Raw genomic sequence first — 23744 nt, 5'->3', positions numbered from 1 at the left:
TCTATGGATTATTCAAGCTTAGCCCGCAAATACGGCACCCCTTTATACGTTTACGATTTTAACGAGATACAAAAGAATTTCATAGCGCTCAAAGAGGCCTTCGCAGCGCGCAAGTCGCTCGTCTGCTTCGCGATTAAAGCAAGCTCGAATTTAAGCATTTTAAAATTTCTATCGGATCTGGGCAGCGGCTTTGACTGCGTCAGCATCGGCGAGCTGCGCCGCGCGCTATATATCGGCGCAAAGAGCTATAAGATCATATTCTCTGGCGTCGGCAAGCAAGATAACGAGCTCGAGTTTGCGCTAAAGTCGGACATCTTGCTGATAAATTTAGAAAGCGAAGCCGAGATGCTGCGCCTCGAGCAGATCGCGCAAAAGCTAAATAAGCCCGCTCGCATCAGCATCCGCGTAAATCCGAACGTCGATGCTAAGACCCACCCCTACATCTCCACGGGGCTAAATGAGAACAAATTCGGCGTTAGTATCGAGACTGCGCGCAAGATGTATATTTATGCCAAAAAGAGCAAATTTTTAAATCCCGTCGGCATCCACTTTCACATCGGCAGCCAGCTTACGGACATTTCTCCGATCTGCGACGCGGCAAAGATCGTAAGCGATCTGTTGCGCGAGCTGCGAGCCCTTGAGATCGATATAAAATTTTTCGACGTGGGCGGCGGCATCGGCATCCGCTACGAGGATGAAAAACAGATCGTGCTCTACGACTACGCGCAGGGGATTTTGCGCAGCCTAAGCGGTCTAGATGTCACGATAGTGTGCGAGCCGGGGCGCTTCATCACGGGAGCTGCGGGGGTATTTCTTACCCGCGTGCTTTACGAAAAACAAAACTGCGGCAAGCGCTTCGTCATCGTTGACGGCGCGATGAACGATCTCATACGCCCGAGCCTCTACGGCGCGCACCATAAAATCGAGCTTGTAAGCGAGCAGAATCTCGCCTGCGAAAGCTGCGCGAGCCAAAACGACACCGAGAATTCTACGGCACGAAATTCCTCTCAGCAAAGCGGCATTACGCAAGATTTAGCCGAGAATTTCACGGCGCAGAATTCCACGCATAGCAAAGCTTTCGGCATCGAGGCTAAGTCCGCTTCAGAGGATTTCGCACCGCAAAATTCTACGCCGCAAAACGGCGTTTCACAAAGCTTGCAAGGAAATTTCGCGCCACAGAATTCCTCTAATCTAAGCTCCGCCGTGGATAATTCTGCGCCGCAAAGCTCTGCAGAGAGCTTAAGCCTCTGCGACGTCGTGGGCCCGATATGCGAAAGCGGCGATTTTTTGGCCAAAGGCGTTAGCCTGCCTAGCCTACAAAGCGGCGATCTGCTCGCGATCAAAAGCGCCGGCGCCTACGGCTTTTCGATGTCGAGCAACTACAACACCCGCTGTCGCGCCGCCGAGATCGCGGTTTACGACGGGCAGGACCGCCTGATTAGAAAGCGCGAGAGCTTTGATGATCTAATCGCGCTCGAAAAGGATCTCGTATGATCCGCGCGGCGAGCCGTCCAAAACAGGGCGCAATCTTAAATTTCAAATCCGAACGCGCAGCGGCTTTAAATTTTAACGCAGTAGCAAGCACGGTCTTAAATTTTAAACGCACCGTCGCTTTAAATTCCGAGCCTGAACGCGCCGCCGCTTTAAATTTCAAATCCGAACAAAATGCGCCTCTAAATTTTACGGCAAAACAAAGCCCCGCTTTAAATTTTAATCTCGGCTCTTTAAATTTCAGATCCCGCTGCGACGAATTTTATCACGCCTTCTTAGTGTGCGGAAGTTGCGGCGCAGTAATTGCAAGCGATGAAATTTTAAGTTCGCGCGGTAAGAATTTCAAAGCCTGCGGCAAGAGTGGCGGCGTGAAATTTTTAAAACCGAAATTTAGGGGCGAACAAAAGGAGGGTTGTGATGCAAAACATCGATGATCTGCGCGTTTGTATCGACAGGCTGGATGATGAAATTTTGCGCCTTATCGACGAGCGCATGGGGTTTGTCAAAAAGATCGGCGAGCTGAAGCAGACCGCGGGCAGCGCGATCTACCGCCCGGAGCGCGAACGCTCGATCATCAGCAGGTTGGACGGCGGAAAGGCGCGAAATTTAAGCAAAGAGGCGATCGAGGCGATATTTTTTGAAATTTTTTCGGTTTCGCGAAATTTAGAAAAGCCGCAGATCGTCGCGTTTTTAGGACCTTTCGGCACCTATTCGCACCAAGCCGCCAAGAGCCGCTTCGGCGCGGTAAGCTCCTATCTGCCGCTCTCAAACATCGAAGCAGTCTTTAAGGAGCTTGATAGCGGTGAGGCCAAATACGGCGTCGTGCCGATCGAAAACAACACCGAAGGCGCGGTGGGAGCGACGCTTGATTGCTTACGAAAATACGAAGGCGTCAAGATCGTCGCCGAAATTTATATGGATATCCACCACTGCTTTGCGAGCCACTGCGACGACGTAAGCACGGTGGAGCAGATATTCTCGCATCCGCAGGGATACAATCAGTGCCTTAAATTTTTAGACGATCACGGCCTTAGCGGCGTTAAATTTACCGCGACCAAATCGACTGCGCTTGCGGCGCAGATGGCAGCTGCCACGCCGCACTCCGCCGCGATCTGCTCCAAGATCGCCGCTGATCTTTACGGCGTGCCGATGATGTTTCAAAAGATCGAGGACAACTCCGCCAACCGCACGCGCTTTTTCGTGCTGAGCGACTTTAAAAACCAAAAGAGCGACCGCAACAAAACGAGCATCCTAGCCAAAACCGACGACCGCCCGGGCGGGCTCGTGGACTTTTTGCAGATGTTTCGCAACGAGGGGATAAATTTAACCAAATTAGAAAGCCGCCCTGTTAAGCTTAAGGATTTTAAATGCGTCTTTTATGTCGATTTTGAGGGACATATCGACGACGAACGCGTGGCGCGCGTGCTGCAAAACGCGCAGAAAAACGGCCACGAAGTCACCTGGCTGGGAAGCTATATAAACGGAGGGGAGTGATGAAATTTAACGAATTTGTAGAAAATCTAAGCAATTACGAAGTGGGCAAGCCGATCGAGCTTGTGGTGCGGGAGTTTGGTATCCGCAAGCAGGACGTGCTAAAGCTTGCCAGCAACGAAAATCCCTTCGGTACGAGCGAGGCGGTGCAGGAGGCGATCGCGCAAAACGCGGCACGCGCGCATCTTTACCCTGATGATTCGATGTATGAGCTAAAGGGGGCGCTCGCCTCGAAATTCGGCGTAGAGCCGCAAAATATCATCATCGGCGCGGGTAGCGATCAGATCATCGAGTTTGCGCTGCACGCCAAGCTCAATTCGCGCCGCGCCATACTGCAAGCGGGCGTCACTTTCGCGATGTACGGCATCTACGCAAGCCACTGCGAGGCTAAAGTTTACAAAACGAACGCGCAGGAGCATGATCTGGCTGAACTTTTAAAAATTTACGACGCGCACAGAGATGAAATTTCGGTCATCTTTTTATGCGTGCCGAATAACCCGCTGGGCGAATGCTTGGATGCGGAGGCTGTGTATGAGTTCGCTCGTAGCGTGGATGAGGATACGCTTTTGGTGATAGATGCTGCGTACAACGAATTTGCGGCGTTTAAAGATGAACGCAAAAAGCTTGATCCGAAATTTTTAATTCAAAATTTTAAAAACGTGCTCTATCTAGGTACCTTCTCAAAGGTCTACGGCCTGGGCGGTATGCGCGTAGGCTACGGTATCGCGCCGCGCGTAATCATAAGCGCGCTTTATAAGCTGCGCCCGCCTTTTAATATCACAACGCTTAGCCTCGCAGCGGCGATTGCGGCGCTAAAAGACGAGGCTTTCGTGCAAAAGAGCCTGCAAAACAACGCCGCGCAGATGAGCCGCTTCGAGGATTTTGCGCGAGAGCAAAATTTAGAATTTAGCCCTAGCTACGCAAATTTCATCACGTTCAAACTTAGCCCGCCGATAGATAGCAGCGAGCTTTGCGAGCAGCTTCTGCGCCGCGGCATCATAATTCGAAATTTAAAAAGCTACGGGCTAAACGCCGTGCGTATCACGATCGGCATGCCTGAGCAAAACGATCGCGTCTTGGGCGCTTTGGGAGAGATTTTGAGTGGATATTAAAAATAAAAGCCTAGAGGAGCTACGAGAGCTTTGCACGCAGATCAGAGCGCGCATCATCGAAGTCGTGAGTAAAAACGGCGGCCATCTAAGCTCAAACATGGGCGCAGTCGAGCTCATCGTGGCGATGCACTACGTATTCGACGCCGCGAGCGATCCGTTTATCTTCGACGTAAGCCACCAAAGCTACGCACACAAGCTTCTAACGGACCGCTGGGAGGAGTTCGGCTCGCTTAGGCAGTTCGGCGGCATCAGCGGCTACACGAAGCCTAGCGAGAGCAAATTTGACTACTTCGTGGCGGGGCATGCCTCGACGTCGATCTCTTTAGCCGTAGGCGCGGCAAAGGCTATCAAGCTCAAAGGCGAGGATAGAATTCCCGTGGTCTTAATCGGCGACGGCTCGATGAGCGGCGGCATGACTTATGAGGCGATGAATGAGCTCGGCGATCTGCGCCTGCCCTGCATCATCATCCTAAACGATAATAAAATGAGCATCAGCAAGCCGATCGGCGCCTTTAGCAAATACCTAAGCCAAGCGATGGCGGGCGAGACATATCAAAAATTTAAATCCCACGTAAGAGAGCTGCTCTCGCACGCCCCGCAAAGTGCTACATACATGGCAAAGCGCTTTGAAAATTCCTTAAAGCTCATTATCCCTGGGATGTATTTTGAGGAGCTGGGGCTCGAATACATAGGCCCTGTCGACGGCCACAACCTAGCCGATCTCATATCGGCGCTAAAGACGGCAAAAAGCGCGCGCAAGCCCGTCGTCGTGCACGCTCAAACGATCAAGGGCAAGGGCTATGACAAGGCCGAGGGATATTTGGAGAGCTGGCACGGCGTAGGGCCTTTCGACATTCAAAGCGGAGAATTTAAGAAAAAATCCGCCGCCAAAAGTGCCACGCAAATTTATGCCGAAGCGCTTTTAAATTTGGCCGCCAAACATGAAAACGTCGTGGGCGTGACCGCCGCGATGCCAAGCGGCACGGGTATGGATAAACTGATCGAGAAATTTCCCCACCGCTTCTGGGATGTAGCGATCGCCGAACCTCACGCGCTAAGCTCGATGGCTGCGATGGCGCGCGAAGGTTTTAAGCCGTACGTTACGATATATTCGACCTTCATGCAGCGCGCGTTCGATCAGATCGTCCACGACGCGGCGATTATGAACTTAAGCTTAGTCCTTGCGATGGATCGCGCGGGCATCGTGGGCGAGGACGGCGAGACGCACGAGGGGGTCTTTGACGTGAGCTTCTTAAATGCGATCCCAAACGTCAGTATGTGCGCGCCGCGGGACGAGGCGAGCTTTAAACGAATCATTGAGTACTCCTACGCGCATGAGGGGGTTTTGGCGATCCGCTATCCGCGCGGAAGCTTTATCTTGGACTGCGACGAGACCGGCGTGCCTGCGGTAGAACTTGCAAAATCAGTGTTTTTAAAGCGCAGCGATAGCGCGCACGTAGCTCTCATCGGCTACGGAAACGGCGCAGGTAGGGCGTATAAAACGGCTGCGGCGCTAGAAGGGCAGATGGAGGTGGACGTCGTGGATCTAGTCTTTGCAAAGCCTTTAGACGGCGAGTTTTTGCAAAATTTAGCTCGCAAGGATAAAATTTGGTACGTCTTTAGCGACAATGCTAAAAAAGGCGGCATCGGTGAAATTTTAAGCGCATTTTTGCAAGAAAATGAAATTTCGGACGTAAAGATCGTGAGCTTCGAATTTGCTGATATCTTTTTACCGCACGGCAAGACCGCCGACGTGGAGCGTAGCTTGGGCTTGGATATCCAAACTCTAACCGAGCGAATATTAAGTGATAAAAAGTATTAGTTAATATCAACTTTGTTTAAAGTAAAATTTGATAATATCGCTTTAAAATTTTTTGAAGGACAAAAATGAGCCACGTAGAACTACTCAAAACTTGCGGTTTGAAAGCAACTCCTCAAAGATTGTGCATCCTAAAGGTGCTCGATCGCCACGAACATCCAAGCATAGATGACCTATACGAGGGGATCAAAGAGGACTATCCATCCATTTCGCTGGCGACGGTTTATAAAAATTTAAACACCCTGCTCGACGAAGGGGTCGTAGTCGAGGTCAATGCGCCGAATAAAAAGAGTCGCTACGACATTTATCAGATGCCGCACATCCACGTCGTATGCGAAAAATGCGGCAACGTCACGGATCTTTTCATGGATGATGCCTTTAATAAGGACGTTTTGAAAAACATCGAACGCAAAGCTGGCAATTTCATCCGCAAGCTAAATATCACGGCTACGGTCGAAGACTGCGAAAAGTGTAGATAGTTTAAAGAATTTTCTGCTATTATTACCCACTTTATTTTTGGAGCGGGTATGCAAACTAAGCGTAAATTTTTATTGAGCGACGATTCGATTCTGCAGACGCTAGAGCGTGCAGGGCTGAAATGTCGCAAGGTAAAAGTCGCTTGGTTTTATACTTCGTTCTACCCTGAAATTTACTACATCCGCCAAAACGACGAGTGCTCTTTGCATCACAAAAAAGAGGATCTCGACAGACAAACTCTAAATTTTAAAATTTCAAAAGATGATTTCAAAGAGGCTTTAAAAAGCAGGGTCGCTCGCGTCGTGCAAAAGAACCGCTACGGCTTTGCTAACGACGAGGCGGAGTTTTGGTTAGAGCTTTACGGCGGCGAGTTAAGCACGCTCGCGATTTTACGAGCAAAATTTCAAAGCGAGGCGGCAAGCGCAAATTTTGATTTTGTAAAAACCTTCGGCAGTACCGATTTTTGCGAGATCACAGACGATTACCGCTACAAAAGCCGCTATCTGGCGCGCTACGGCATCCCGCCGCGCTCGCTTGATTTCGCGCACGCCCGCAGCGTTTTTGAAAAATTTAGCCGAGTTAAATTTTTCGCTCCGCCCTATGCGGACAGCGTTAAGCTCGCGCGCCTGGCGCTTGAGTTAGCGTGGACGAGGGCGTGCGCCGCAAAAAGCGAGTATCAAAAAAACCTCGCCCCCGAAGCTCTTCACGAGCTGCGCGTGCAGATTCGTAAATTTAGAGCGGTTTTGAAGCTATCTGCGCCGCTTTTCGAGGCGGAAAAAAGGGGCGAAATTTTAAAACTGCTCGCAGGATTTATGAGCCGCACCAATCAGCTGCGAGACCTTCACGTTTTTGCTGAGTTTTTGAAGGCCGACGACGCGCCTGCGAGCTTTTTGCAGCAGCTAAATCTTATCGCAAAGCGCTCGGAGGATAAAATTTTAGAATTTCTTTCTAGCGCGGAATTTGCAGATTTAAACGGCGCTATTAGCGGCTTTTTAAGCGGCGCGGACGGCATCTACGCGCGCAGCGAATATAAAAAAATTTCAAAAAAGTTCGCCTCCGCCCGCCTCTGCAAGCTGATTAAAAGCTTGCGCGCGGAGCTAAAAAATTTAAAGCAAAGTTCATCGCTACAGGCATTTCACGACGCGCGTATAGGGCTAAAGAGGCTGCGATACGCGCTTGAAATTTTTGTAAGAAGCTTTGATGAGGGCTGCGTCAGGGAGCTGTTTAAACGCACCAAGGCCGTCTGCGAGGATTTCGGCGCGCTGCAAGATATCAGCGTGTGGCAAAATTTCATCGCGATCTATCAAAAAGCAAGCGATAAAAGCGGCGTTGCGTTTGCATATTTGCTGGCTCTGGACGCCCGCTTAAACGACCGCCGCGCCGAGCTGGAGGAAAAAATTTTAAATGAAAAAGAGGCTCTTTTGCGCGCTCTGAAAAAATCGCTGCGCAAAATCAAAGCATACGAATAAGGAAAGCCCGTGCAAAAACAGGAAAAAATCATAAAGATGTTCGATGAGATCGCGCCTACCTACGATCTGGCAAACCGCGCCATCAGCTTCGGCGTGGACGTTTCGTGGCGCAAAAAAGCGGTCGAGCTGACGCTTGAAAAGCTTAAAGGAAAGCTCGTGAGTATCGCCGACGTCGCGTGCGGCACGGGCGATATGATAAGCTCGTGGCGCGACGGCGCCGCACAGCACGGCGTGCAGATCGAGTGGATCGTGGGGATTGATCCTAGCGAAGGAATGCTCGAGGTAGCTAGGCAAAAATTCCCTGGCTGCGAGTTTATCAAAGCGACCGCGGGCGCTACGACGCTGGATGACGCGAGCGTGGATATTTTAAGCATCAGCTACGGCATAAGAAACGTCGTGGAGCTGGATGCGGCGCTTGCGGAGTTTAACCGGATCATCAAACCGGGCGGCTCACTCGTGGTTTTGGAATTTACCAAAGCCGCAAGCGGCGGGCTCGCGTTTAAGATCAGAGATTTTTACGTGAGTAAAATTTTACCCAAAATCGGCGCCTTCATCTCAAAAAACAAAGAAGCCTACGAGTATCTGCCAAGCTCCATTGGCAGCTTCCTAGACGCCGCGAGCTTTAGCGAAAAGCTCAAAAATGCGGGCTTTGAGCTGCGCGTGCAAAAGGGCTTCAGCTTCGACGTCAGCACGCTTTTCATTGCGGAAAAAATCGCGCGGAAGAGCGACGATGCTTAGCGTAAGCGAGCTAAACGCCCAAGCCAAGGCGCTTTTAGAGACGAGCTTTAGCTTCGTCGAGGTCGAGGGCGAGATCTCTAAGCTTAGAATTCAAAGCACGAGCGGGCATTGGTATTTCACGATCAAAGACGCGAGCGCGGCGATCGATTGCGCGATGTTTAAATTTAACGCCGCGCGGATAAATTTTATCCCCGCCGTCGGCGATAAGCTCATCGTAAGCGGCAAGGTCTCGCTATACGCTCCCACGGGCGCGTATCAGATACAGGTCTCAAACATCCGCAAAAGCGGCGAGGGCGAGCTGGAAGCGGCGTTTGCCGCGCTAAAAGATAAGCTCAGCAAAGAGGGTCTTTTTGATGCCGCGCATAAAAAACAGCTTCCTAAATTTGCCCAAAGTATCGCGATCATCACGAGCGCGGGCTCCGCGGCGCAGGCGGATATGCTTCGCACGGCGCAGGACCGCTTCGCGCTTTGCAAGATCGATCTGTATAACGCGCTAGTGCAAGGCGAGAGCGCGCCTGCTTCGATCATAAGCGCATTGCGCGTAGCCGACGCAAAGGGCTACGATGCGATCGTAATCGCTCGCGGCGGCGGCTCGCGCGAGGATCTGTGGTGCTTCAACGACGAGGCCTTGGCTCGCGCGATCTATGCAGCCAAAACGCCCGTCATCTCGGCGGTCGGGCACGAGATCGATTTTAGCATCAGCGATTTCGTAGCCGATCACCGAAGCCTCACGCCCACCGCCGCGATGATCGATCTGCTGCCCGATATTTGCGCGATCTTTCAGAGCCTAGACGGCATAAGCGACGCGTTTGATAGGCTGATAAAAGATAAAATTTCATCCGCACAAAACGTGCTTAGCCTCGCAGCTTTAGAGCTTAAATCAAAATCGGTCGAGCCAAAAATTTCAGGCTCGCTTGCAAAGCTTTTAAATTTCGAACTTAAATTTAAAAATTTTATCGCCTCTAAGCTAAGCGCCGCAGAGCACGCGCTAAGTGCAAAGGATGAGCTTTTGGCGCAAAAGGCGAAATTTTTTGAGATCACTAAAGACCTCGTTCAAATCCAAAAGGGCGGCAAAACGGTGAGCTTGGGCGAGCTTGCCGCGGGCGACGAGTTCGTCCTTTGCTCACAGCAGCTCAGCAAAAACGCAAAAATCATCTAAAGGAGGCAAAATGGATAGAGTAATAAATTTTAGCGCAGGACCTAGCACCATCCCGCTGGGCGTGCTAAAGCAGGCGCAAGAGGAGCTGCTAAACTACGCTGGGCGCGGATTTTCGATAATGGAGATCTCGCACCGCACTAAAATTTTTGAGGAGGTTCTACATAGCGCGATGAGCCGCGTGCGCGATCTCTACGGCTTTTCGGATGATTTTACGATTTTATTTTTGCAAGGCGGCGCGAGCCTTCAGTTTGCGCAGGTGCCGATGAACCTATACGCGGGCGGCGTCGCAGAATACGCCAACACGGGCAACTGGACGAGCAAGGCGATCAAGGAAGCGGGCGTGCTCGGCATAAACTACCGCGTGGTCGCAAGCAGCGAGGAGAGTAAATTCGACCGCATCCCCGAGGTTAAATTTTCGGATGGCGCGGACTACGGCTACATCTGCTCGAACAACACGATCTACGGCACGCAGTATCCGCAGCTACCGCAGTGCGGCTGTCCGCTCGTAGTCGATAGCTCAAGCGATCTGTTTTCGCGGCCGGTGGAGCTCAGCAGCGTGGGGATGTTTTACGGAGGCATTCAGAAAAACGGCGGTCCCGCGGGCGTTACGATGGTGGCGATCCGCAAGGATCTGCTGGACCGCGCAGACCCCAAAACGCCGATGATCCTGCGCTACAAGACGCAAGCGGATGCGGACTCGATGAGCAACACCCCGAATACCTTCGGAATTTACATGCTAAATTTAATGCTCGGCTGGATCAAGGATGAGATTGGCGGGCTTGCGGCGATGCACGAGCGCAACAAGCGCAAAGCGGCGCTACTTTACGGCGCGATCGATGCTAGCGGCGGCTTCTACCGCGGCCACGCGCAAAAGGATAGCCGCAGCCTGATGAACGTGAGCTTTAATATCGCGGATGCCGCGCTTGAGCCGGTTTTCGTCGCGCAGGCGGAGGCGGAGGGGATGATCGGGCTTAAAGGACACCGCGTCTTAGGCGGCATCCGCGCCTCGATCTACAACGCGATAAGCCACGAAGACGTTGAAAAACTAGTCGCTTTTATGAGCGAGTTTGCGCGCAAAAACGGTTAGCGGCGGTTAAATTTAGAGGGTTTGGGCGCGGCTCGCACTTATAGACGAGATTGTTTAGGATCCGCGCTTACCTTGTCGCTGAGCTAGTTATTTGCCATAGCCCTCGCTTTTATAGCCGGTATTTTACGGCAGAAATAGCTTTGATGCGGCTTGGATTTCGCCGCTAGAATTTTATTGAAGATGAAATTTTATGATGTTAAAATTTTGCATTGGATGAAGTCTGATGGCTTTGATTTTGCAGCGGCGAGCGGACTTGGCGCTGCTGGGATTTATAGGTAGGATTTAACATTTAAAACGCTATTATCGGTGTTCGAGGAGGGTCGGCGGTTTATTTATGTAGGCGCAGGTTTAGCGTATCTAGCGCCTAAATTTAAGCTTAACCCTAAAAACAGGCAAAATTAAACGAAAGGATTTAAATGAGTTTTAAGAGATTTTTTGCAGTAGCGCTTGTGGCGGGCGCTTTCGCTTCGGTGAGCGCAGAGGCTAGCGCTGCTGGGGATTTTTGTATCAAAAATGGCGGCGAGCTGATCGTCCGCAAAGACGGCAACGGCGTGGATTACACCGTTTGTAAGCTGCCTGACGGCACTATGATCGACGCTGAAGAATTTTATAAAACAGGCGGCGATTTGAGTAAATTTAAGAGCGTAAATCGATAGAATTTTATCGCTTGCGAGATTTGCGGCAGCGAAATTCCATAAAATTCTGCGTCAAAATTCCTCTTTAAAATTTAGATAAATTCTAACTAGCAAGCGTTAGTGCAAGTAAATTATTTGGGTACCTCATACAAAGTGAGGGCAGCAGGGTGATGGAAGAAATTTAATTATCCAAACATCAACGATGTGCGGAGATTTTGCTCTAGCAAGGTGCTGAAAGTGGCGGCTACGCAAAGCAGAAATATTTTAAGCGACTTGACGCGACGTAGACAACCTGCTAGATTGCTCGATTACGACGCAGGTTTTTTTGGATATGCGATAAGCGCTTGTGCCCATACTTGCTGAACTTAAATTTTAGCCGTTCGTAGACGTCGCTCGCTTCCTTTTTTTTGAAAGACTCAAATTTTAGCCGCTTGCGGGTGCTCGTTCGCTTCCTTGCCTGCGTAAATTTAGCGCGTGAAAACCACGACCTCGCCGCGCTCAAACGCGATCTGCTGTCCCGCTAGGTATAGCTCGAAGTAGGGCTTCAAAAAGTCCTCTTGCGGCCTTTGCGCGTAGTTTGGATACTGCAAGTATGCAGGTAGCAGGTAGTCGCAGTTGATCGAATAGTACGCCTCGCCGAGCACCCATAGCTTCATATCGAGCTTAGGCGAATCTATCATCCACTCCGTGATCGCCTCATAGACGGCGTCCGCAAGCTCGTCTTTACTATGCGCAAAATCAAAACCTTCCTGCATGCGAGCGGATTTTGTTTCGCCAAGCATCTTTAAAAGCTCGTTCTTGCCTAGAAAATCGGCGAAAATTTTTAAATTTCGAACGTGCGCTAAAGCTAGGCTCTTAAGCGATTCGTCATCAAATTTCGGATCCTGCGGCGGGCAAAAATACCCGGGCGCCACGCCTCGACCAAACGTCTCTCGCGTTTGCTGCGCCGTGACTGCGTAGATCGGCATTATGCGCGCTTGCAGCTCGGTGCCGTTTTGCAGCGGCGCAAACACCGCCTCGACGCCCGCACCCTCGGGCATAAAGCACTGAAAAAGCCCGTAAAGCTTATCCTGTAGATCGATCTCTTCGCAATCTAAATCAAGATCTAGCCCCGCAGCCTCGTTAATGTGACTAGCGTATTTGAAATTCGTCATTTTCGCCCCTTTAAATTTTGACCGTCAAAGCGTTTGGGTGAAATTTTACCTAAATTTTGCACATTTGCCGAATTAAAATTTATGTGCGATGAGACTTTTGTAGAATTTAAAATTTAGCGGTTCGGTTTGGATTTTGTACCGCGACAAAGCGGCGGGGCGATGAGCGGCGACGGGTTGTCGCGCAGGTAGTTAGCGGCGTATGGGTTGTCACGCGGCGGGAGGGCGGCGTCTGACGGCGGCGCCTACGGCACGTGACGACAGGGGTAGCCGATGATCGCGACCGCAGAGCTCGCAGTCTATTTGCTCGCAGAAGCGGATTTTTCGCGCCCAGGCCGTCGCAAAATGGCGGGCGGTGTATTGGATGACCGTAGCGCTTGTAGCGCCCGTGATGAATGCCGTGTTTTTCATAATTCCTCCTTCGGTAGGAATTTTATTAATTTAGCTCGCCCTTTTACCGCTTGCATTAGTAGTGTCTTTCCATCTACTGGCTGTATCGTCGAAGAGGCGCAAACGCAGTATGCAATGTAATTTTACAGATCTTTTTATTTTGGCTAAAATAAGCAAAATTTTAAAGGAAAGATATGCTGATTTCTTACTTGCTGCAAGATAACCGGAAATTCGCTAAAATGAGAACTAGAATTTCGCGCAGAATTTATAAAGGGAACAAGTTCATACGCGCCGTCTGTGCGACAGATTTGCTTTTCGCTTTTGCGTTTTCGGCTTGTCTTTTTATTTTTGAGGACGATTGGATAGAGTTTGTACGCGAGTACTATGGTGATAAGTCCTGGATAAAGAGCTTAGGAGCGATCTTGCCTACTGCTTGCGCAGTTTTTTATATTTACGCTATTTGCGTTAGATCGTGGCTACTAAATTCCGCGATATATGATAAGAATAAAAATGTCACTTTCGGCGATTTTAGCATTGAAATTCCAGATGATTTAAAGGGGCAATTTATATTAGTAAGTGAGCGAGATACGCTCATTTACGATGCGGAATTTTGTGAGGTGGTAATGGAGCGCGATTTTTTGGTAATTTTGCTGGAAGGAAGTCTTTTTATCGCCGTACCAAACGAAGCGTTTAAAGAAATAAGCAAAGAGGAATTTGCTGCGAAATTAAATAAAACAATAAGCGAGGCAAAAAGCGAAATTTAAAAAGCTATGGGCAGATAGAACGGATATGATTGCGATCACAATAGAATCTTAGCCATAATGAAATTTTATCCGTTGCTTGCAAATCTTTTGCTATTTTTGTTTTAAAAATTTTTGCTAAAGAATTTTATTTATGCTTACGAGCACATAGTAAAAGTACCGCACTAAAATTTATTAAGCTCGGTGATGTCCTCTTGAGAGTGCGTCTAAAATATTTTTATGCTCACGCTCCGCACCGCTGCGGCGGTGCGGTAATGAGCGACGATAGATAAGTTGTCGCGCGGCTATGAGCGGCGACGATCAGCGTATTGGATAATGGCGGCTGCTGTAGTACTTGCAGGCAGCTCGCTCGCAAAAGCGGGCTTTGCGCCGCTAAGAGCGCGCATTAGCGGCGCAAAGTCGGCGGCATTATTCGATCCGTTGCGCGCAAAATGAAATTTTATCGTTTAAATTCTAGAGCAAGACCTGCTTCTGCGGCGGCTAATTTGCTTGTAGGAATGAAATTTGTCGTTCAAATTTAGTAAAAGATAAAATTCCAAATCGCGCATTAAGTAGTGTGAAATTTTATTTGGTTTTGTTTCGCCGCGCAGCAGTTTGCGCGGCTTGCTTTAAATTTTATTCTATCCCCGCAAATGCTGCTTTTGCGTCCGCCAGATCCTTCTCGTCCGGGTGTTTCGCAGCCTCCGCCCAGCGCGCAAGTCGCTCGGGAGTGATAGGGTGGGGCGAGTTGCCGCCGGCCGCCATTTTGCGCATCGTTTCAAGTAGATTCGGATCGATCGCGCCCTGGCAGGCAAACTCCCTTATAATCTCGTTGCCGTTTGCCTTAAGCCCCTTTTCGAAAGCATCTAAGCACTTGCGCGAATGTTCGCCGTCCGGTTCCGCGCCCAGAGTCATGAAAACGCCAAGCTTCTTGCCGTGAATCTTGCGTAAAAAGCGCATAAATTTCGCCTCTGCTTCGCCCTTATCGACGTAAAAGCCTAAAGCTATGAAGTCGTAGTCATCGACCTCGCCTTCAAAGTCGCGGAAATTTAGACTCTCGCAGCCTAGTTGTTCGGCGATCGCGTCGCCTACCTTTTTCGTGTTGCCCGTTTGCGAGGTGTAAAGCACGATTTTTTTCATACAAAATCCTTTTTCATAATGTTTGCTATCTCTTCGTTGATGTTGTTGCCCCAAAAAATTCCGTCCAAGTTTAAGACCGATTTTTCATCCTTAAGCTCCAAAAGTCCCCAGCTCTCAAATTCTTTGAGCTTTCGCACCGCTTCGTCGTAAATGCTCGCACTCAGAGCCTCTTTTAGCTCGTTTAAGCTTACGATCGGGTACTGAAACAGATTGCTTAGCACGCCGTATTTTGCTTCACGCTCATCGATTCGCGAGATCATCTTGTGTCCCGACACGCCGTAAATTCCGAAGCCCGCTACGTGTCCGCCCGCGCCGTTGCCGATAGGTAGGATATCCGTGCCCTTGTGGCTTAGCTTGATGTAGCCGTAGTTATCGCGACCTTTTCGAGCAAGTTTGGTAAGCTCCAAAACCTCGAAATTATCGCTTCCAAGCAGCGCCTCTGCGAAAGCGTGGTGCAGCTTTTTATCAGTCGGCAGATCGTAGTAGGAGGTGTCGATCTTTTTGGATAGCTCCGAGCCTTCAAAGAACATCAACGAGTAAAAGCTGGCGCTATCTAGACCTAGCTCATCTACGTAGCGCGCGTCTGCGATCGCTTCCTCCACGCTTTCCTTCGGGAAGTTGTAGATGATGTCGCAGCAGAGCATGCCTTCAAATTTTTCTCTAAGCTCCTTTAGTCGCTCGATTGCGCGAGCAGGCTTGTGCACTCGGTTTAGAAGCGCGCGCCCCTGTCTGCTAAAGGTCTGCACGCCGATGCTAAAGCGGTTTACGCCGAAGCTTTGCAGAGCGAGCGCTTTTTGCGTATCTAGATTATGCAGCGTGGTTTCTACGCTGATCTCACAGTCGTCTGCGATCTTGAAATTTTTATGCAGCGCGCCGAGGACCTTTTCGAAGTGAGCTTCGCTAAATACGCTCGGCGTGCCGCCGCCGAAGTAGATGCTTTTAACGCTTTTGGTATCGAAATAGGGCATCTCGCCGTAGTCTTTGATCTGGCGGACCAGAAATTTAGCGTATTCGTCCAGCTCGTCGCCGAGTTTGGAGCGCATCATCGAACAAAACGAGCAGATGTTGTCGCAAAAGGGCACATGCAGATAGATCACGCAGTCGCTGTCTTTGGCGGGTTGCTCCAGCGCGTCAAACAGCTCGTTTTCGCTCGCGGAGACGCTCTCGAAAAGCTTGGAGCGATGGTGGGATTTAATGCGTTCTTTAAACATCTATTTCGTTGCCTCTGCGTAAATTTCATCCACCGTCTCGCCGATCTGCGGGCTGCCCCGCAGGATGAGCGTCGGAGCTTTTAAAATTTTGCCCGATTTTACCGCTTTGGTATTTCTAAGAATCGGATTTGCCTTTAAAAAATCCACCGTCTCGCCGCCCACGACGACGATTATATCGGGGTTTTGCTCGAGGATATATTCGGCAGATACCGAAGGCGTGCTGCCTTTTAGGCCGTCTGCGATATTTTTGGCGCCTAGGCGAGCGAAAATATCGCCTACTAGGGTTTTGTCGTTAAAAGCCATAGTGGCGTTTGAACCGAAAAATAGCGCTACTTTTTTGCCGCGAAGAGCGGGTTTGTCTGCAAAAATTCCATCCATCTGCGCGCAAATTTTATCCGCCTCGCTCTCTTTTTTTACGATTGCGGCGACCTTCTTTACGTTTTGGCAGATCTCTGCGGTGGAGTTCGCATCCATCGCAAGGCTCTTAAGCCCTAGCTTTTGCAGATTCTCGCTAACGCCCGCTGAGTGAAAGCTCGTGATAACCAGATCGGGCTTAAGCTCGACGATTTTTTCCATATTCGGCTTGACGTAGGTGCCTACGCTAGGCAGTTTCGCGGTTTCTGCCTCCGGGCGGATCTTGCTCATCGAGGTAGTTGAGATCGCAGCGATCTGATCCTGCGCTCCCAAAGCGTAGATGATCTCGACTGCGGCGGGGTCGAGCACTACCAGGCCTTTGGCGAGCGCAAAACTCGCCGAAAGCAAAGCTATAAGAATTTTTTTCACATTTTCTCCTTTTGCGGTAAGATAAATTTAGTTCCTAAATTTTCGACTATCAGGGCGTCAAAGCCGTAAATTTCTTTTATGATCTGCGGCGTAAAAAGCTCGCTTGCGCTGCCGCGATACCTAACTGCGCCCTCTTTTAGCATCAAAATTTCATCGCAAAAAAGCGAGGCTAAATTTAGATCGTGCAGCACGATGACGCTCGTTAAATTTAGCGTTTTGGTTAAATTTTCGCAGATCCTCATCGCCTCAATCGCGTAGTTCATATCAAGCGCGCCCGTGGGCTCATCGAGCAGTAAAATTTCAGGCTCGCTTACGAGCGCTCTGGCAAGTAGCACGCGCCCGAACTCCCCGCCGCTTAGCTCAAACGCGCTGCGATTTAAAAATTTTTTCACGTCCAAAAGCTCTGCCATTTGCTCCACTTTAGCGTGATCGCTCGCATCGTAGCCGCTAAATGCACTTTTTAGGCGGCAAAATCTGCCCGCAAGTAAAATTTCATTCACGTTCAGCGCGGCTGCGAGGGCCGTTTTTTGCGGCACGAAGCCGATAAGTGCGGCAAGCTCTTTGAGGCTATATTCGCTTGCTTTTTTGCCGTTTATTTCGATGATCCCGCTTGCGGGCTTTAAAATTTGCAATATGTTTTTTAGCAAGGTGCTTTTGCCGCAGCCGTTAGGACCCAAAATCCCGTAAAATTTTCCCCGCTTTAAATTTAACTCGATGCCTCGCAAGATCGCCCGCTTGCCGTAGCTGAAGTTTAGCGCCGAAATTTTCATGCATGCTTCCTAAACGCGAGGTATAGAAAAAAGGGCGCGCCGAAAAAGGAGGTCACCACGCCGATCGGAATTTCTACCGGCGAGAGGGCGTTTTTAGCGATTACGTCGCAAAAAACCAAAAAAACTCCGCCGGTAAGCGCGCTAGCGGGGATCAGCACGGCGTTGCTCGCCGTATGAAGCGCCATGCGAAGCGTGTGCGGAATGATGAGCCCCACGAAGCCTATCATCCCCGTAAATGCGACCGAAAAGCCGATGATGAGCGAGGAGACGATGAGTAGGCTCTTTTTGGACTTCTCGACGTTGAGCCCCAGCGATTTCGCCTCCTCGTCGCCGTTTAAGATGATATTTAGCTCGTGGCGCTTCGCGTAAAAATACGCCATGCAAAACAGCAGCGGCGGCAGCAAAAGCGCGATCTTTTGCCAGTTTGCGCCGCCTAGATAGCCCATCATCCACGCCGTAATCCTAAAACTATCCTCTCCGATTAGATAGACCGCGAAGGATGTAAATGCGCCCAAAAAGGACGATACGGCGATGCCTACGATCAGTAGAGTCGAGATCGATCGGGTATGGGCTGCGAGCTTGAAGATCACGAGCGAAAGCCCGCTGGCGGCCAAAAACGCAAAAATTCCGTAAAAAACGTCGCTAAGCCCCAGCAGGTAAGCTATGACCGCGCCGAAAGTCGCTGCCGAGGCGATGCCGATGATGTAGGGATCTGCAAGCGGGTTTAAAAATACGCTTTGCACCACCACTCCTGAAGTTGCCAGCAGCGCGCCTATTAAAATTCCAAGCACGAGGCGCGGCAGGCGCATTTGCGTTAGAATCAGCTCCTTGGTTTCGTCCAGCTCGCCGAAGGTGAAAAATTTTACGATGTCGCCCAGCGAAATGCTCGCCCCACCGCTACTTACGGCTACTAAAGCAAGCAATATGAAAGCTACGATTAGAAAGAGATAAAATTTAAAGCTCATAGCCCACCAGGCGAACTATACGCACAGATTTCGTCGCGGCGGATATTTTTAAAATTTAAGCGGCGTCGGGAATTTATGCGCGCGGAATTTATGAAATTTTTGCGGCTCGCATCGTCGTTTTTACGGTTTGCGCAGCTTTTGATATCAGCACGAAAAAGTACATAGCCGAGCACCTGATCCGGCATAAATTTCCTCCTAAAAGTATTTGCGATTTTTATTAAGAAATTAAAATCGTTATCATGGGATTTTATCGCTTGATTTCTTAAATCGCGATAAATTCCATAACGGCTAAGAGCTGTGAGGACTAAATTTAGGTCGATTAAATGTTAAAATTTCGCGCACCGCCAAGCCGCCTATTTAAATTTGAAATTCAAAATTTAGGCGCTAAATTTAAACACCGAAAGAGCTCTATTTAATTTCGCGATTCAGCTTTAAATTATAAAAACGCCGATAAAATACGCACTAAATTTTATTTAACGAGCCCAGCTTTAAAGGCGCGAGCCGTTTTGTTAAAACGACATACTGCCCAAGCCGCTCGCTAAGTTTTAAGGAGTGAGCATGAAATTTTGGCAAAAGATCCTTTGGGCGGCGGTCGCCGTCATAGGGGCGTGGTGTTTCGGCGTACTTGCGCTAAATAAAGGCGAGAGCATCAGCGCCGTCTGGCTCGTAGTAGCCAGCGCGTGCATCTATCTGATCGGATACACCTTCTACGGGCGCTTTATCGCATATCGCGTCTTTGAGCTGGACGATCGCCGCGCAACTCCTGCGGTGATCCGAAACGATGGACGAGATTACGTCCCTACGAACAAATACGTCCTTTTCGGCCACCATTTCGCCGCTATCGCTGGTGCAGGACCGCTCGTAGGCCCCGTAGTGGCCGCACAGATGGGCTATCTGCCAGGCACCATTTGGCTTTTGGTAGGCGTCGTGCTCGCAGGCGCGGTGCATGATTTCATCGTGCTCGTGCTCTCCACGCGACGCGGCGGCAAGAGCCTCGGCGAGATGATCAAAGATGAGATGGGCAAGCTCACCGGCGGCATCGCGATGATCGGGATTTTTTTCATCATGCTGATCATCGTAGCGATTTTGGCGATGGTCGTCGTAAAGGCGCTCGCGAACTCGCCGTGGGGGCTTTTTACGATCGCGATGACGATACCGATCGCCGTATTTATGGGAATTTACATGAGGTTCTTGCGCCCAGGCAAGGTCAGCGAGGCATCGATCATCGGCTTTATTTTGCTGATGCTTTCGCTTTGGGGCGGGCATTACGTAGCGATCGATCCGTACTGGCACGACGTTTTTTCGCTAAAGGGCGAAACGCTCGCGCTTCTTACGATCGGCTACGGCTTTATCGCGGCGATTTTGCCCGTGTGGCTGCTGCTCGCGCCGCGCGATTATCTAAGCACCTTCCTTAAGCTCGGCGTCATCATCGGCATGGCGGTTGCGATAATCTTTGTCGCGCCCGAACTTAAAATGCCCGCTACGACGAAATTTATCGACGGCACGGGTCCCGTTTTTGCAGGTCCGATATTTCCGTTTTTGTTTATTACTATTGCGTGCGGCGCAATCTCGGGCTTTCACGCGCTGATCTCCAGCGGCACGACGCCGAAGATGATCGAGCGCGAAACCCACGCTCTTTTCATCGGCTACGGCTCGATGCTTATGGAGAGCCTTGTGGGCATAATGGCGCTTGTGGCGGCGTGCATCCTAAGCCCGGGCGAATACTTCGCTATTAACTCGCCCGCTGCAGTGCTCGGCAAAGACGCGGTAAGCGCCGCGGCGTATATAAATTCTATCGGATTTAGTATCACGCCCGAGCAGATCGGCGCCTTGGCTTCAAACGTCGGCGAAACCACGATGATGAGCCGCACGGGCGGCGCTCCTACCTTTGCAATGGGGCTAACGATGCTTCTGCATCAGATCATCGGCGGCAAGGAGCTGATGGCGTTTTGGTACCACTTTGCGATTTTATTTGAGGCACTGTTTATTCTAACCGCGGTCGATGCTGGCACGCGCACGGGGCGCTTTATGGTGCAAGAAATTTTAGGCAACCTCTATAAGCCCTTTTCCGATACCAAAAATTCCCTCTACGGCATCATCGCGACGGTGATCTGCGTGACGGGCTGGGGCTATCTGCTCTACAGCGGCGTTACCGATCCTATGGGCGGAATTTACACGCTGTGGCCGCTTTTCGGCGCGTCCAATCAGATGCTCGCGGGTATCGCGCTGCTGCTTGCGACGGTGGTGCTTTTCAAAATGGGCAAGCAAAAATACGCCTTCGTCACGATCGCTCCTGCGATCTGGGTGCTTATAACCACGCTTTATGCGGCGATCTTGAAGCTGATGCCGGCTAACGGCGAGCGCGTGCACGACGCGGTAAGCCACGTGGCTATCGCGCAAAACACCGCCGCCAAGCTCGCCAGCCTAAGCGATCCCGCCGCGATAGAAAAGGCGCAGGCTATCATCAGAAACAACGTCATCGACGCCGTGCTATGTGCTCTTTTCGTCGTCGTTACGATCATAGTCATCGCTCAAACGATCCGAATGTGCCTTAAAATTTCAAAAGGCGGCGCGAGCGAGGGATATTTCAAACTGGCAGAAAGCGAGTACGTGGACAGGGGCGTTTATGAAAAAGTTTAAATTTAATCCGCTCGCGGCCCCGAAGGCCGTGGCGAGGCTTTTAGCGCGCGCGGATGCCGCACTTGCGCCGCTCATCGGGCTCGGCGATTACGAGGGTTATCTGAGCCATTTCAGAAGCGCTCATCCGGACGAAATCCCGCTAAGCAGGGCGGAATTTTTCCGTGCGATGCAAGATAGCAAGGCAAAAAACGTCAAGTGCTGATAGCGGCGAAAGGGCGCGGTCGCGCCGTACTCATCGCCGGTCCGCGACGTTTTGCCGTGGTGTCGTGAAATTTCGCTGCGGATTTAAAATTTTAAATTTGATAGGGTGCGGGCGCGCGAGTCATGAAATTTAGCCCGCCGCTAGGGATCAAATTTTGCGCATACCTCTTTGAGGTTTCCTTTAAATTTGCTCGCACTTAGGGCGTTAAGATTTGTCCTTGCCGTCGCGCTGTACTCATCGCTAGCCGCGACGTTTTGCCGTCATATTGCGGAATTTTGTGTGGAGCTTCACCGAGCTTCGGCGGAATTTTATTAAGGCGCGCTCGCTAAATTCTGCGGCGGAGCCGCTCTGGTTTAAGGCGTGAAATTTCGCTATGGAATGAAATTTCGCCGCGGATTTGAAATTTTAAATTTAGACTAGGGCGCGGATAAAATGCGCGCGCGAGTTTAAAATTTAGCGCGCCGCGCAAACCGCCGCCGAGAGAAATGCGGGTTAGAGTGCGAGCCTGTAGACTACGAAGTCATATTACTAAACAAAAAGGCGAGCTACTAAAAAGTCTTAGCGAAGCAATAGGCGAAGCGTACAGATAATACGCGGAGGATTTCAAATTTAAAGCGAAATTTTATGCTTTTTGACTGCAACGAGGTAAAATTTGGATATGAAAAATTTTAAAAGAATTTTAAAAATTACCGCCTTGGCTATAAGCGTTGCCTGCGTACTTTTTGTACTGTATATGCTCGTGATTATAAAATTGCTTTTTTCATTCGATACGCCCGAGGGTTGCGATCCTAGTATGCCCACTGACGCTTGCGATTATATCGATGAAAAATTTGAAAAAGAGCTGCAAAGCTTACCTCCAGTCGCCGCTATGCCGCCCTTAGAAAAAAGACCCGTATTTTGGTTAGGCAAAGGCGATTTTGCGAAGGGCGCGGAGGGAGTTTGATTATCTATATATCAAGGACGAATTCGGCGTTTGGCTTAGATACAAAGATGACGACCGCGACGACTTTTTGCTACAAAAAGATATGCCGGAGCTCTACTATGGATACGACGAGATCGACCGCTCGCCGGATTTAGATTGGGTGAAAAGAGAGCTTGGATATTACAGATATGGTATCTACGATATTTCGCTTTTTGAAAACGAAGCCAAGATATTTTCTCAAACGGCGTATAAGGTCGTGAGAAAATTTATCGGTTTCTTTAATCTACACTCTATGAGAGGCACCTCTTTTGCGGCTCCGCAAGGCACCGAGGAAAATTTAAATGCCATAAGCGAGCTTCAAACTCCGCTTGCGGATTTTCCGCAAAAGCAGAACTACTCTGCGCTTGGTTGGGCTGATAAACCAGAAGCCAAAGGCTATGTCGGAGATGAAATAGCCAAAAAGCTCGCTCGCAATATCTTTGAGATCAAAGGCGAGGGATGGCGACAAACCATACATATAAATAGCAGCGCCAAAGATATAAAGGTAATCTGCGGAGATGAAATTTGCCTCGCGCTTGCCTTCGATGAAAGCGAATTTAATCGCTGCGATAACGACGCCCCGCATACGACGATTTATACGCTAAATTTAAAGCAAAAATTTAGCGATTTTTCGACGCTTTCTAGCGAGAATTTTAACTACGTCAAGCTCGGCAATAAGTATACTTTAGACGATGTGGAATCCTTTAAAATAGTTTTATCGAGATTCAGATATATCGAGGGGTATAACAAAGGTCGCGAAATCACGGACTACGAGGTTATCTTGCGAAATAGCGAGGGCGAGCAGGTCAATGAAATTTGCAGAAATGAAATTAAGAGGGCTCGCAGTCGCTTGCGATAAATCTAAGATAGCGCTGCAGGATTTGACACATAAGATCGTGATTTCGGCGCGCTTTAATTTAACTTCTAAAATTTACGTGAGAATTTTAAAATTCTAAGCTTCAAGCTTTAAAATTTGCCCGCGGAGCTTTTAAAATTTATCGCGCGGCTTAGGTTTATTTTATCCGCGCCAAGACAGCGAAATTTTTAGGGCGTCGCGATAACTAGGCGCAAGATAGCGAAATTTTACAAAGCTGCGGTAAACAAGATACGCAGAGAATGCACGCAAATTTCAAATTTATCTGGATTTTGCCAGCCTGCCCGACGCCGAGCACCATTATTTAGCTACAATCCCTCTCGCTCGCTTTACTTTTCGCTCGTCTTACGATTTGCTCGCCTTATAATTCCTGCTTGATATTGCACTTTGCGAAACTACTTGCTGCGCACCCTTTCGCAAAACTGCACGGCGTGTGGGA

The 23744-nt window shown here is 49.8% G+C and carries 24 protein-coding genes; 16 read left to right on the top strand and 8 right to left on the bottom strand.

The window, feature by feature from the left end; all coding sequences use genetic code 11:
- Positions 1 to 3: 3 nt before the first annotated feature.
- The 11 genes from lysA (at position 4) to Q0135_RS05985 (ending at position 11499) form a co-directional block, all read left to right on the top strand.
- Positions 4 to 1494 carry a diaminopimelate decarboxylase gene (gene lysA, locus Q0135_RS06035; protein WP_297989165.1) on the top strand — a complete coding sequence of 497 codons (1491 nt, stop codon included), beginning with the start codon at positions 4 to 6 and terminating at the stop codon, positions 1492 to 1494.
- A complete protein-coding gene (locus Q0135_RS06030; RefSeq protein ID WP_297989163.1) occupies positions 1491 to 1925 on the top strand; it encodes a hypothetical protein in 435 nt (144 codons plus the stop codon). The genes lysA and Q0135_RS06030 overlap by 4 nt, the downstream gene beginning before the upstream one ends.
- Entirely contained in the window at positions 1909 to 2985 is a 1077-nt protein-coding gene (gene pheA / locus Q0135_RS06025; protein WP_297989161.1) for a prephenate dehydratase, read from the top strand. Before Q0135_RS06030 ends, pheA begins: the two co-directional genes overlap by 17 nt.
- Positions 2985 to 4094, top strand: coding sequence for a histidinol-phosphate transaminase (hisC, locus tag Q0135_RS06020; RefSeq protein ID WP_297989159.1), 1110 nt, complete (start codon positions 2985 to 2987; stop codon positions 4092 to 4094). Before pheA ends, hisC begins: the two co-directional genes overlap by 1 nt.
- The gene (gene dxs, locus Q0135_RS06015; protein ID WP_297989156.1) at positions 4084 to 5916 is read left to right on the top strand and encodes a 1-deoxy-D-xylulose-5-phosphate synthase; all 1833 of its coding nucleotides are present in this window, start codon (positions 4084 to 4086) and stop codon (positions 5914 to 5916) included. The genes hisC and dxs overlap by 11 nt, the downstream gene beginning before the upstream one ends.
- A 65-nt stretch (positions 5917 to 5981) precedes the next feature.
- Positions 5982 to 6392 (top strand): Fur family transcriptional regulator, encoded by a 411-nt coding sequence (locus tag Q0135_RS06010; RefSeq protein ID WP_005869540.1) that lies wholly within the window; start codon positions 5982 to 5984, stop codon positions 6390 to 6392.
- A 48-nt stretch (positions 6393 to 6440) separates the two neighbouring features.
- The gene (locus tag Q0135_RS06005; RefSeq protein WP_297989153.1) at positions 6441 to 7859 is read left to right on the top strand and encodes a CHAD domain-containing protein; all 1419 of its coding nucleotides are present in this window, start codon (positions 6441 to 6443) and stop codon (positions 7857 to 7859) included.
- Positions 7860 to 7868: 9 nt separating this feature from the next.
- A complete protein-coding gene (gene ubiE / locus Q0135_RS06000) occupies positions 7869 to 8597 on the top strand; it encodes a bifunctional demethylmenaquinone methyltransferase/2-methoxy-6-polyprenyl-1,4-benzoquinol methylase UbiE (RefSeq protein WP_297989150.1) in 729 nt (242 codons plus the stop codon).
- The gene (gene xseA / locus Q0135_RS05995; RefSeq protein WP_297989148.1) at positions 8590 to 9756 is read left to right on the top strand and encodes an exodeoxyribonuclease VII large subunit; all 1167 of its coding nucleotides are present in this window, start codon (positions 8590 to 8592) and stop codon (positions 9754 to 9756) included. The genes ubiE and xseA overlap by 8 nt, the downstream gene beginning before the upstream one ends.
- Before the next feature lie 10 nt (positions 9757 to 9766).
- On the top strand, positions 9767 to 10843 hold the full coding sequence (gene serC, locus Q0135_RS05990) for a 3-phosphoserine/phosphohydroxythreonine transaminase (RefSeq protein WP_177388541.1): 1077 nt from the start codon (positions 9767 to 9769) through the stop codon (positions 10841 to 10843).
- Between the two features lie 416 nt (positions 10844 to 11259).
- Positions 11260 to 11499 (top strand): DUF333 domain-containing protein, encoded by a 240-nt coding sequence (locus tag Q0135_RS05985; protein WP_297880494.1) that lies wholly within the window; start codon positions 11260 to 11262, stop codon positions 11497 to 11499.
- A 446-nt stretch (positions 11500 to 11945) separates the two neighbouring features.
- Here the strand turns inward: Q0135_RS05985 and Q0135_RS05980 are convergent, their stop codons facing one another.
- Both Q0135_RS05980 and Q0135_RS05975 read right to left on the bottom strand, forming a co-directional pair.
- Positions 11946 to 12632 (bottom strand): hypothetical protein, encoded by a 687-nt coding sequence (locus tag Q0135_RS05980; RefSeq protein WP_297989145.1) that lies wholly within the window; start codon positions 12630 to 12632, stop codon positions 11946 to 11948.
- A gap of 207 nt (positions 12633 to 12839) precedes the next feature.
- Positions 12840 to 13040: a hypothetical protein gene (locus Q0135_RS05975; protein WP_297989143.1), complete on the bottom strand. Its 201-nt coding sequence runs from the start codon at positions 13038 to 13040 to the stop codon at positions 12840 to 12842.
- 173 nt (positions 13041 to 13213) lie between these two features.
- Here Q0135_RS05975 and Q0135_RS05970 point away from each other — a divergent pair, with 173 nt between their 5' ends.
- The gene (locus Q0135_RS05970; protein ID WP_297989140.1) at positions 13214 to 13783 is read left to right on the top strand and encodes a hypothetical protein; all 570 of its coding nucleotides are present in this window, start codon (positions 13214 to 13216) and stop codon (positions 13781 to 13783) included.
- Positions 13784 to 14395: 612 nt separating this feature from the next.
- Here the strand turns inward: Q0135_RS05970 and Q0135_RS05965 are convergent.
- From Q0135_RS05965 to Q0135_RS05940, 6 genes are read right to left on the bottom strand one after another with little or no spacing between them, the layout of a single operon-like run.
- Positions 14396 to 14899 carry a flavodoxin family protein gene (locus tag Q0135_RS05965; RefSeq protein ID WP_297989137.1) on the bottom strand — a complete coding sequence of 168 codons (504 nt, stop codon included), beginning with the start codon at positions 14897 to 14899 and terminating at the stop codon, positions 14396 to 14398.
- Entirely contained in the window at positions 14896 to 16110 is a 1215-nt protein-coding gene (locus Q0135_RS05960) for a radical SAM protein (protein WP_297989135.1), read from the bottom strand. The genes Q0135_RS05965 and Q0135_RS05960 overlap by 4 nt, the downstream gene beginning before the upstream one ends.
- On the bottom strand, positions 16111 to 16893 hold the full coding sequence (locus tag Q0135_RS05955; protein WP_297989132.1) for an ABC transporter substrate-binding protein: 783 nt from the start codon (positions 16891 to 16893) through the stop codon (positions 16111 to 16113).
- Positions 16890 to 17663 carry an ABC transporter ATP-binding protein gene (locus Q0135_RS05950; protein ID WP_177388554.1) on the bottom strand — a complete coding sequence of 258 codons (774 nt, stop codon included), beginning with the start codon at positions 17661 to 17663 and terminating at the stop codon, positions 16890 to 16892. The genes Q0135_RS05955 and Q0135_RS05950 overlap by 4 nt, the downstream gene beginning before the upstream one ends.
- Entirely contained in the window at positions 17660 to 18628 is a 969-nt protein-coding gene (locus tag Q0135_RS05945; RefSeq protein WP_177388556.1) for an iron ABC transporter permease, read from the bottom strand. Before Q0135_RS05945 ends, Q0135_RS05950 begins: the two co-directional genes overlap by 4 nt.
- Positions 18625 to 18813, bottom strand: a complete 189-nt coding sequence (locus tag Q0135_RS05940; protein ID WP_177388558.1) for a hypothetical protein — start codon at positions 18811 to 18813, stop codon at positions 18625 to 18627. The genes Q0135_RS05945 and Q0135_RS05940 overlap by 4 nt, the downstream gene beginning before the upstream one ends.
- A gap of 373 nt (positions 18814 to 19186) precedes the next feature.
- Between Q0135_RS05940 and Q0135_RS05935 the strand changes: the two genes are divergently transcribed.
- The 4 genes from Q0135_RS05935 (at position 19187) to Q0135_RS05920 (ending at position 23290) form a co-directional block, all read left to right on the top strand.
- A complete protein-coding gene (locus Q0135_RS05935) occupies positions 19187 to 21268 on the top strand; it encodes a carbon starvation CstA family protein (protein ID WP_297989129.1) in 2082 nt (693 codons plus the stop codon).
- A complete protein-coding gene (gene kcuS, locus Q0135_RS05930) occupies positions 21255 to 21470 on the top strand; it encodes a KCU-star family selenoprotein (RefSeq protein ID WP_297989127.1) in 216 nt (71 codons plus the stop codon). Before Q0135_RS05935 ends, kcuS begins: the two co-directional genes overlap by 14 nt.
- 658 nt (positions 21471 to 22128) lie before the next feature.
- Entirely contained in the window at positions 22129 to 22413 is a 285-nt protein-coding gene (locus Q0135_RS05925) for a hypothetical protein (protein ID WP_177388562.1), read from the top strand.
- On the top strand, positions 22388 to 23290 hold the full coding sequence (locus Q0135_RS05920; RefSeq protein WP_295098029.1) for a hypothetical protein: 903 nt from the start codon (positions 22388 to 22390) through the stop codon (positions 23288 to 23290). The genes Q0135_RS05925 and Q0135_RS05920 overlap by 26 nt, the downstream gene beginning before the upstream one ends.
- Positions 23291 to 23744 lie beyond the last annotated feature (454 nt).

Source organism: uncultured Campylobacter sp. (assembly GCF_937981295.1).
Classification (GTDB): Bacteria; Campylobacterota; Campylobacteria; order Campylobacterales; family Campylobacteraceae; genus Campylobacter_B.
The sequence above is the reverse complement of the archived record's forward strand: the minus strand, read 5'-3'. Positions and strand labels throughout refer to the sequence as shown.

Bases quoted from the DNA above. Each gene is read 5' to 3' on its own strand.
- lysA (WP_297989165.1), top strand. From the start codon at position 4: ATGGATTATTCAAGCTTAGCCCGCAAATACGGCACCCCTTTATACGTT.
- Q0135_RS06030 (WP_297989163.1), top strand. From the start codon at position 1,491: ATGATCCGCGCGGCGAGCCGTCCAAAACAGGGCGCAATCTTAAATTTC.
- pheA (WP_297989161.1), top strand. From the start codon at position 1,909: ATGCAAAACATCGATGATCTGCGCGTTTGTATCGACAGGCTGGATGAT.
- hisC (WP_297989159.1), top strand. From the start codon at position 2,985: ATGAAATTTAACGAATTTGTAGAAAATCTAAGCAATTACGAAGTGGGC.
- Q0135_RS06010 (WP_005869540.1), top strand. From the start codon at position 5,982: ATGAGCCACGTAGAACTACTCAAAACTTGCGGTTTGAAAGCAACTCCT.
- Q0135_RS06005 (WP_297989153.1), top strand. From the start codon at position 6,441: ATGCAAACTAAGCGTAAATTTTTATTGAGCGACGATTCGATTCTGCAG.
- xseA (WP_297989148.1), top strand. From the start codon at position 8,590: ATGCTTAGCGTAAGCGAGCTAAACGCCCAAGCCAAGGCGCTTTTAGAG.
- serC (WP_177388541.1), top strand. From the start codon at position 9,767: ATGGATAGAGTAATAAATTTTAGCGCAGGACCTAGCACCATCCCGCTG.
- Q0135_RS05985 (WP_297880494.1), top strand. From the start codon at position 11,260: ATGAGTTTTAAGAGATTTTTTGCAGTAGCGCTTGTGGCGGGCGCTTTC.
- Q0135_RS05980 (WP_297989145.1), bottom strand. From the start codon at position 12,632: ATGACGAATTTCAAATACGCTAGTCACATTAACGAGGCTGCGGGGCTA.
- Q0135_RS05975 (WP_297989143.1), bottom strand. From the start codon at position 13,040: ATGAAAAACACGGCATTCATCACGGGCGCTACAAGCGCTACGGTCATC.
- Q0135_RS05970 (WP_297989140.1), top strand. From the start codon at position 13,214: ATGCTGATTTCTTACTTGCTGCAAGATAACCGGAAATTCGCTAAAATG.
- Q0135_RS05965 (WP_297989137.1), bottom strand. From the start codon at position 14,899: ATGAAAAAAATCGTGCTTTACACCTCGCAAACGGGCAACACGAAAAAG.
- Q0135_RS05960 (WP_297989135.1), bottom strand. From the start codon at position 16,110: ATGTTTAAAGAACGCATTAAATCCCACCATCGCTCCAAGCTTTTCGAG.
- Q0135_RS05950 (WP_177388554.1), bottom strand. From the start codon at position 17,663: ATGAAAATTTCGGCGCTAAACTTCAGCTACGGCAAGCGGGCGATCTTG.
- Q0135_RS05945 (WP_177388556.1), bottom strand. From the start codon at position 18,628: ATGAGCTTTAAATTTTATCTCTTTCTAATCGTAGCTTTCATATTGCTT.
- Q0135_RS05940 (WP_177388558.1), bottom strand. From the start codon at position 18,813: ATGCCGGATCAGGTGCTCGGCTATGTACTTTTTCGTGCTGATATCAAA.
- Q0135_RS05935 (WP_297989129.1), top strand. From the start codon at position 19,187: ATGAAATTTTGGCAAAAGATCCTTTGGGCGGCGGTCGCCGTCATAGGG.
- kcuS (WP_297989127.1), top strand. From the start codon at position 21,255: ATGAAAAAGTTTAAATTTAATCCGCTCGCGGCCCCGAAGGCCGTGGCG.
- Q0135_RS05925 (WP_177388562.1), top strand. From the start codon at position 22,129: ATGAAAAATTTTAAAAGAATTTTAAAAATTACCGCCTTGGCTATAAGC.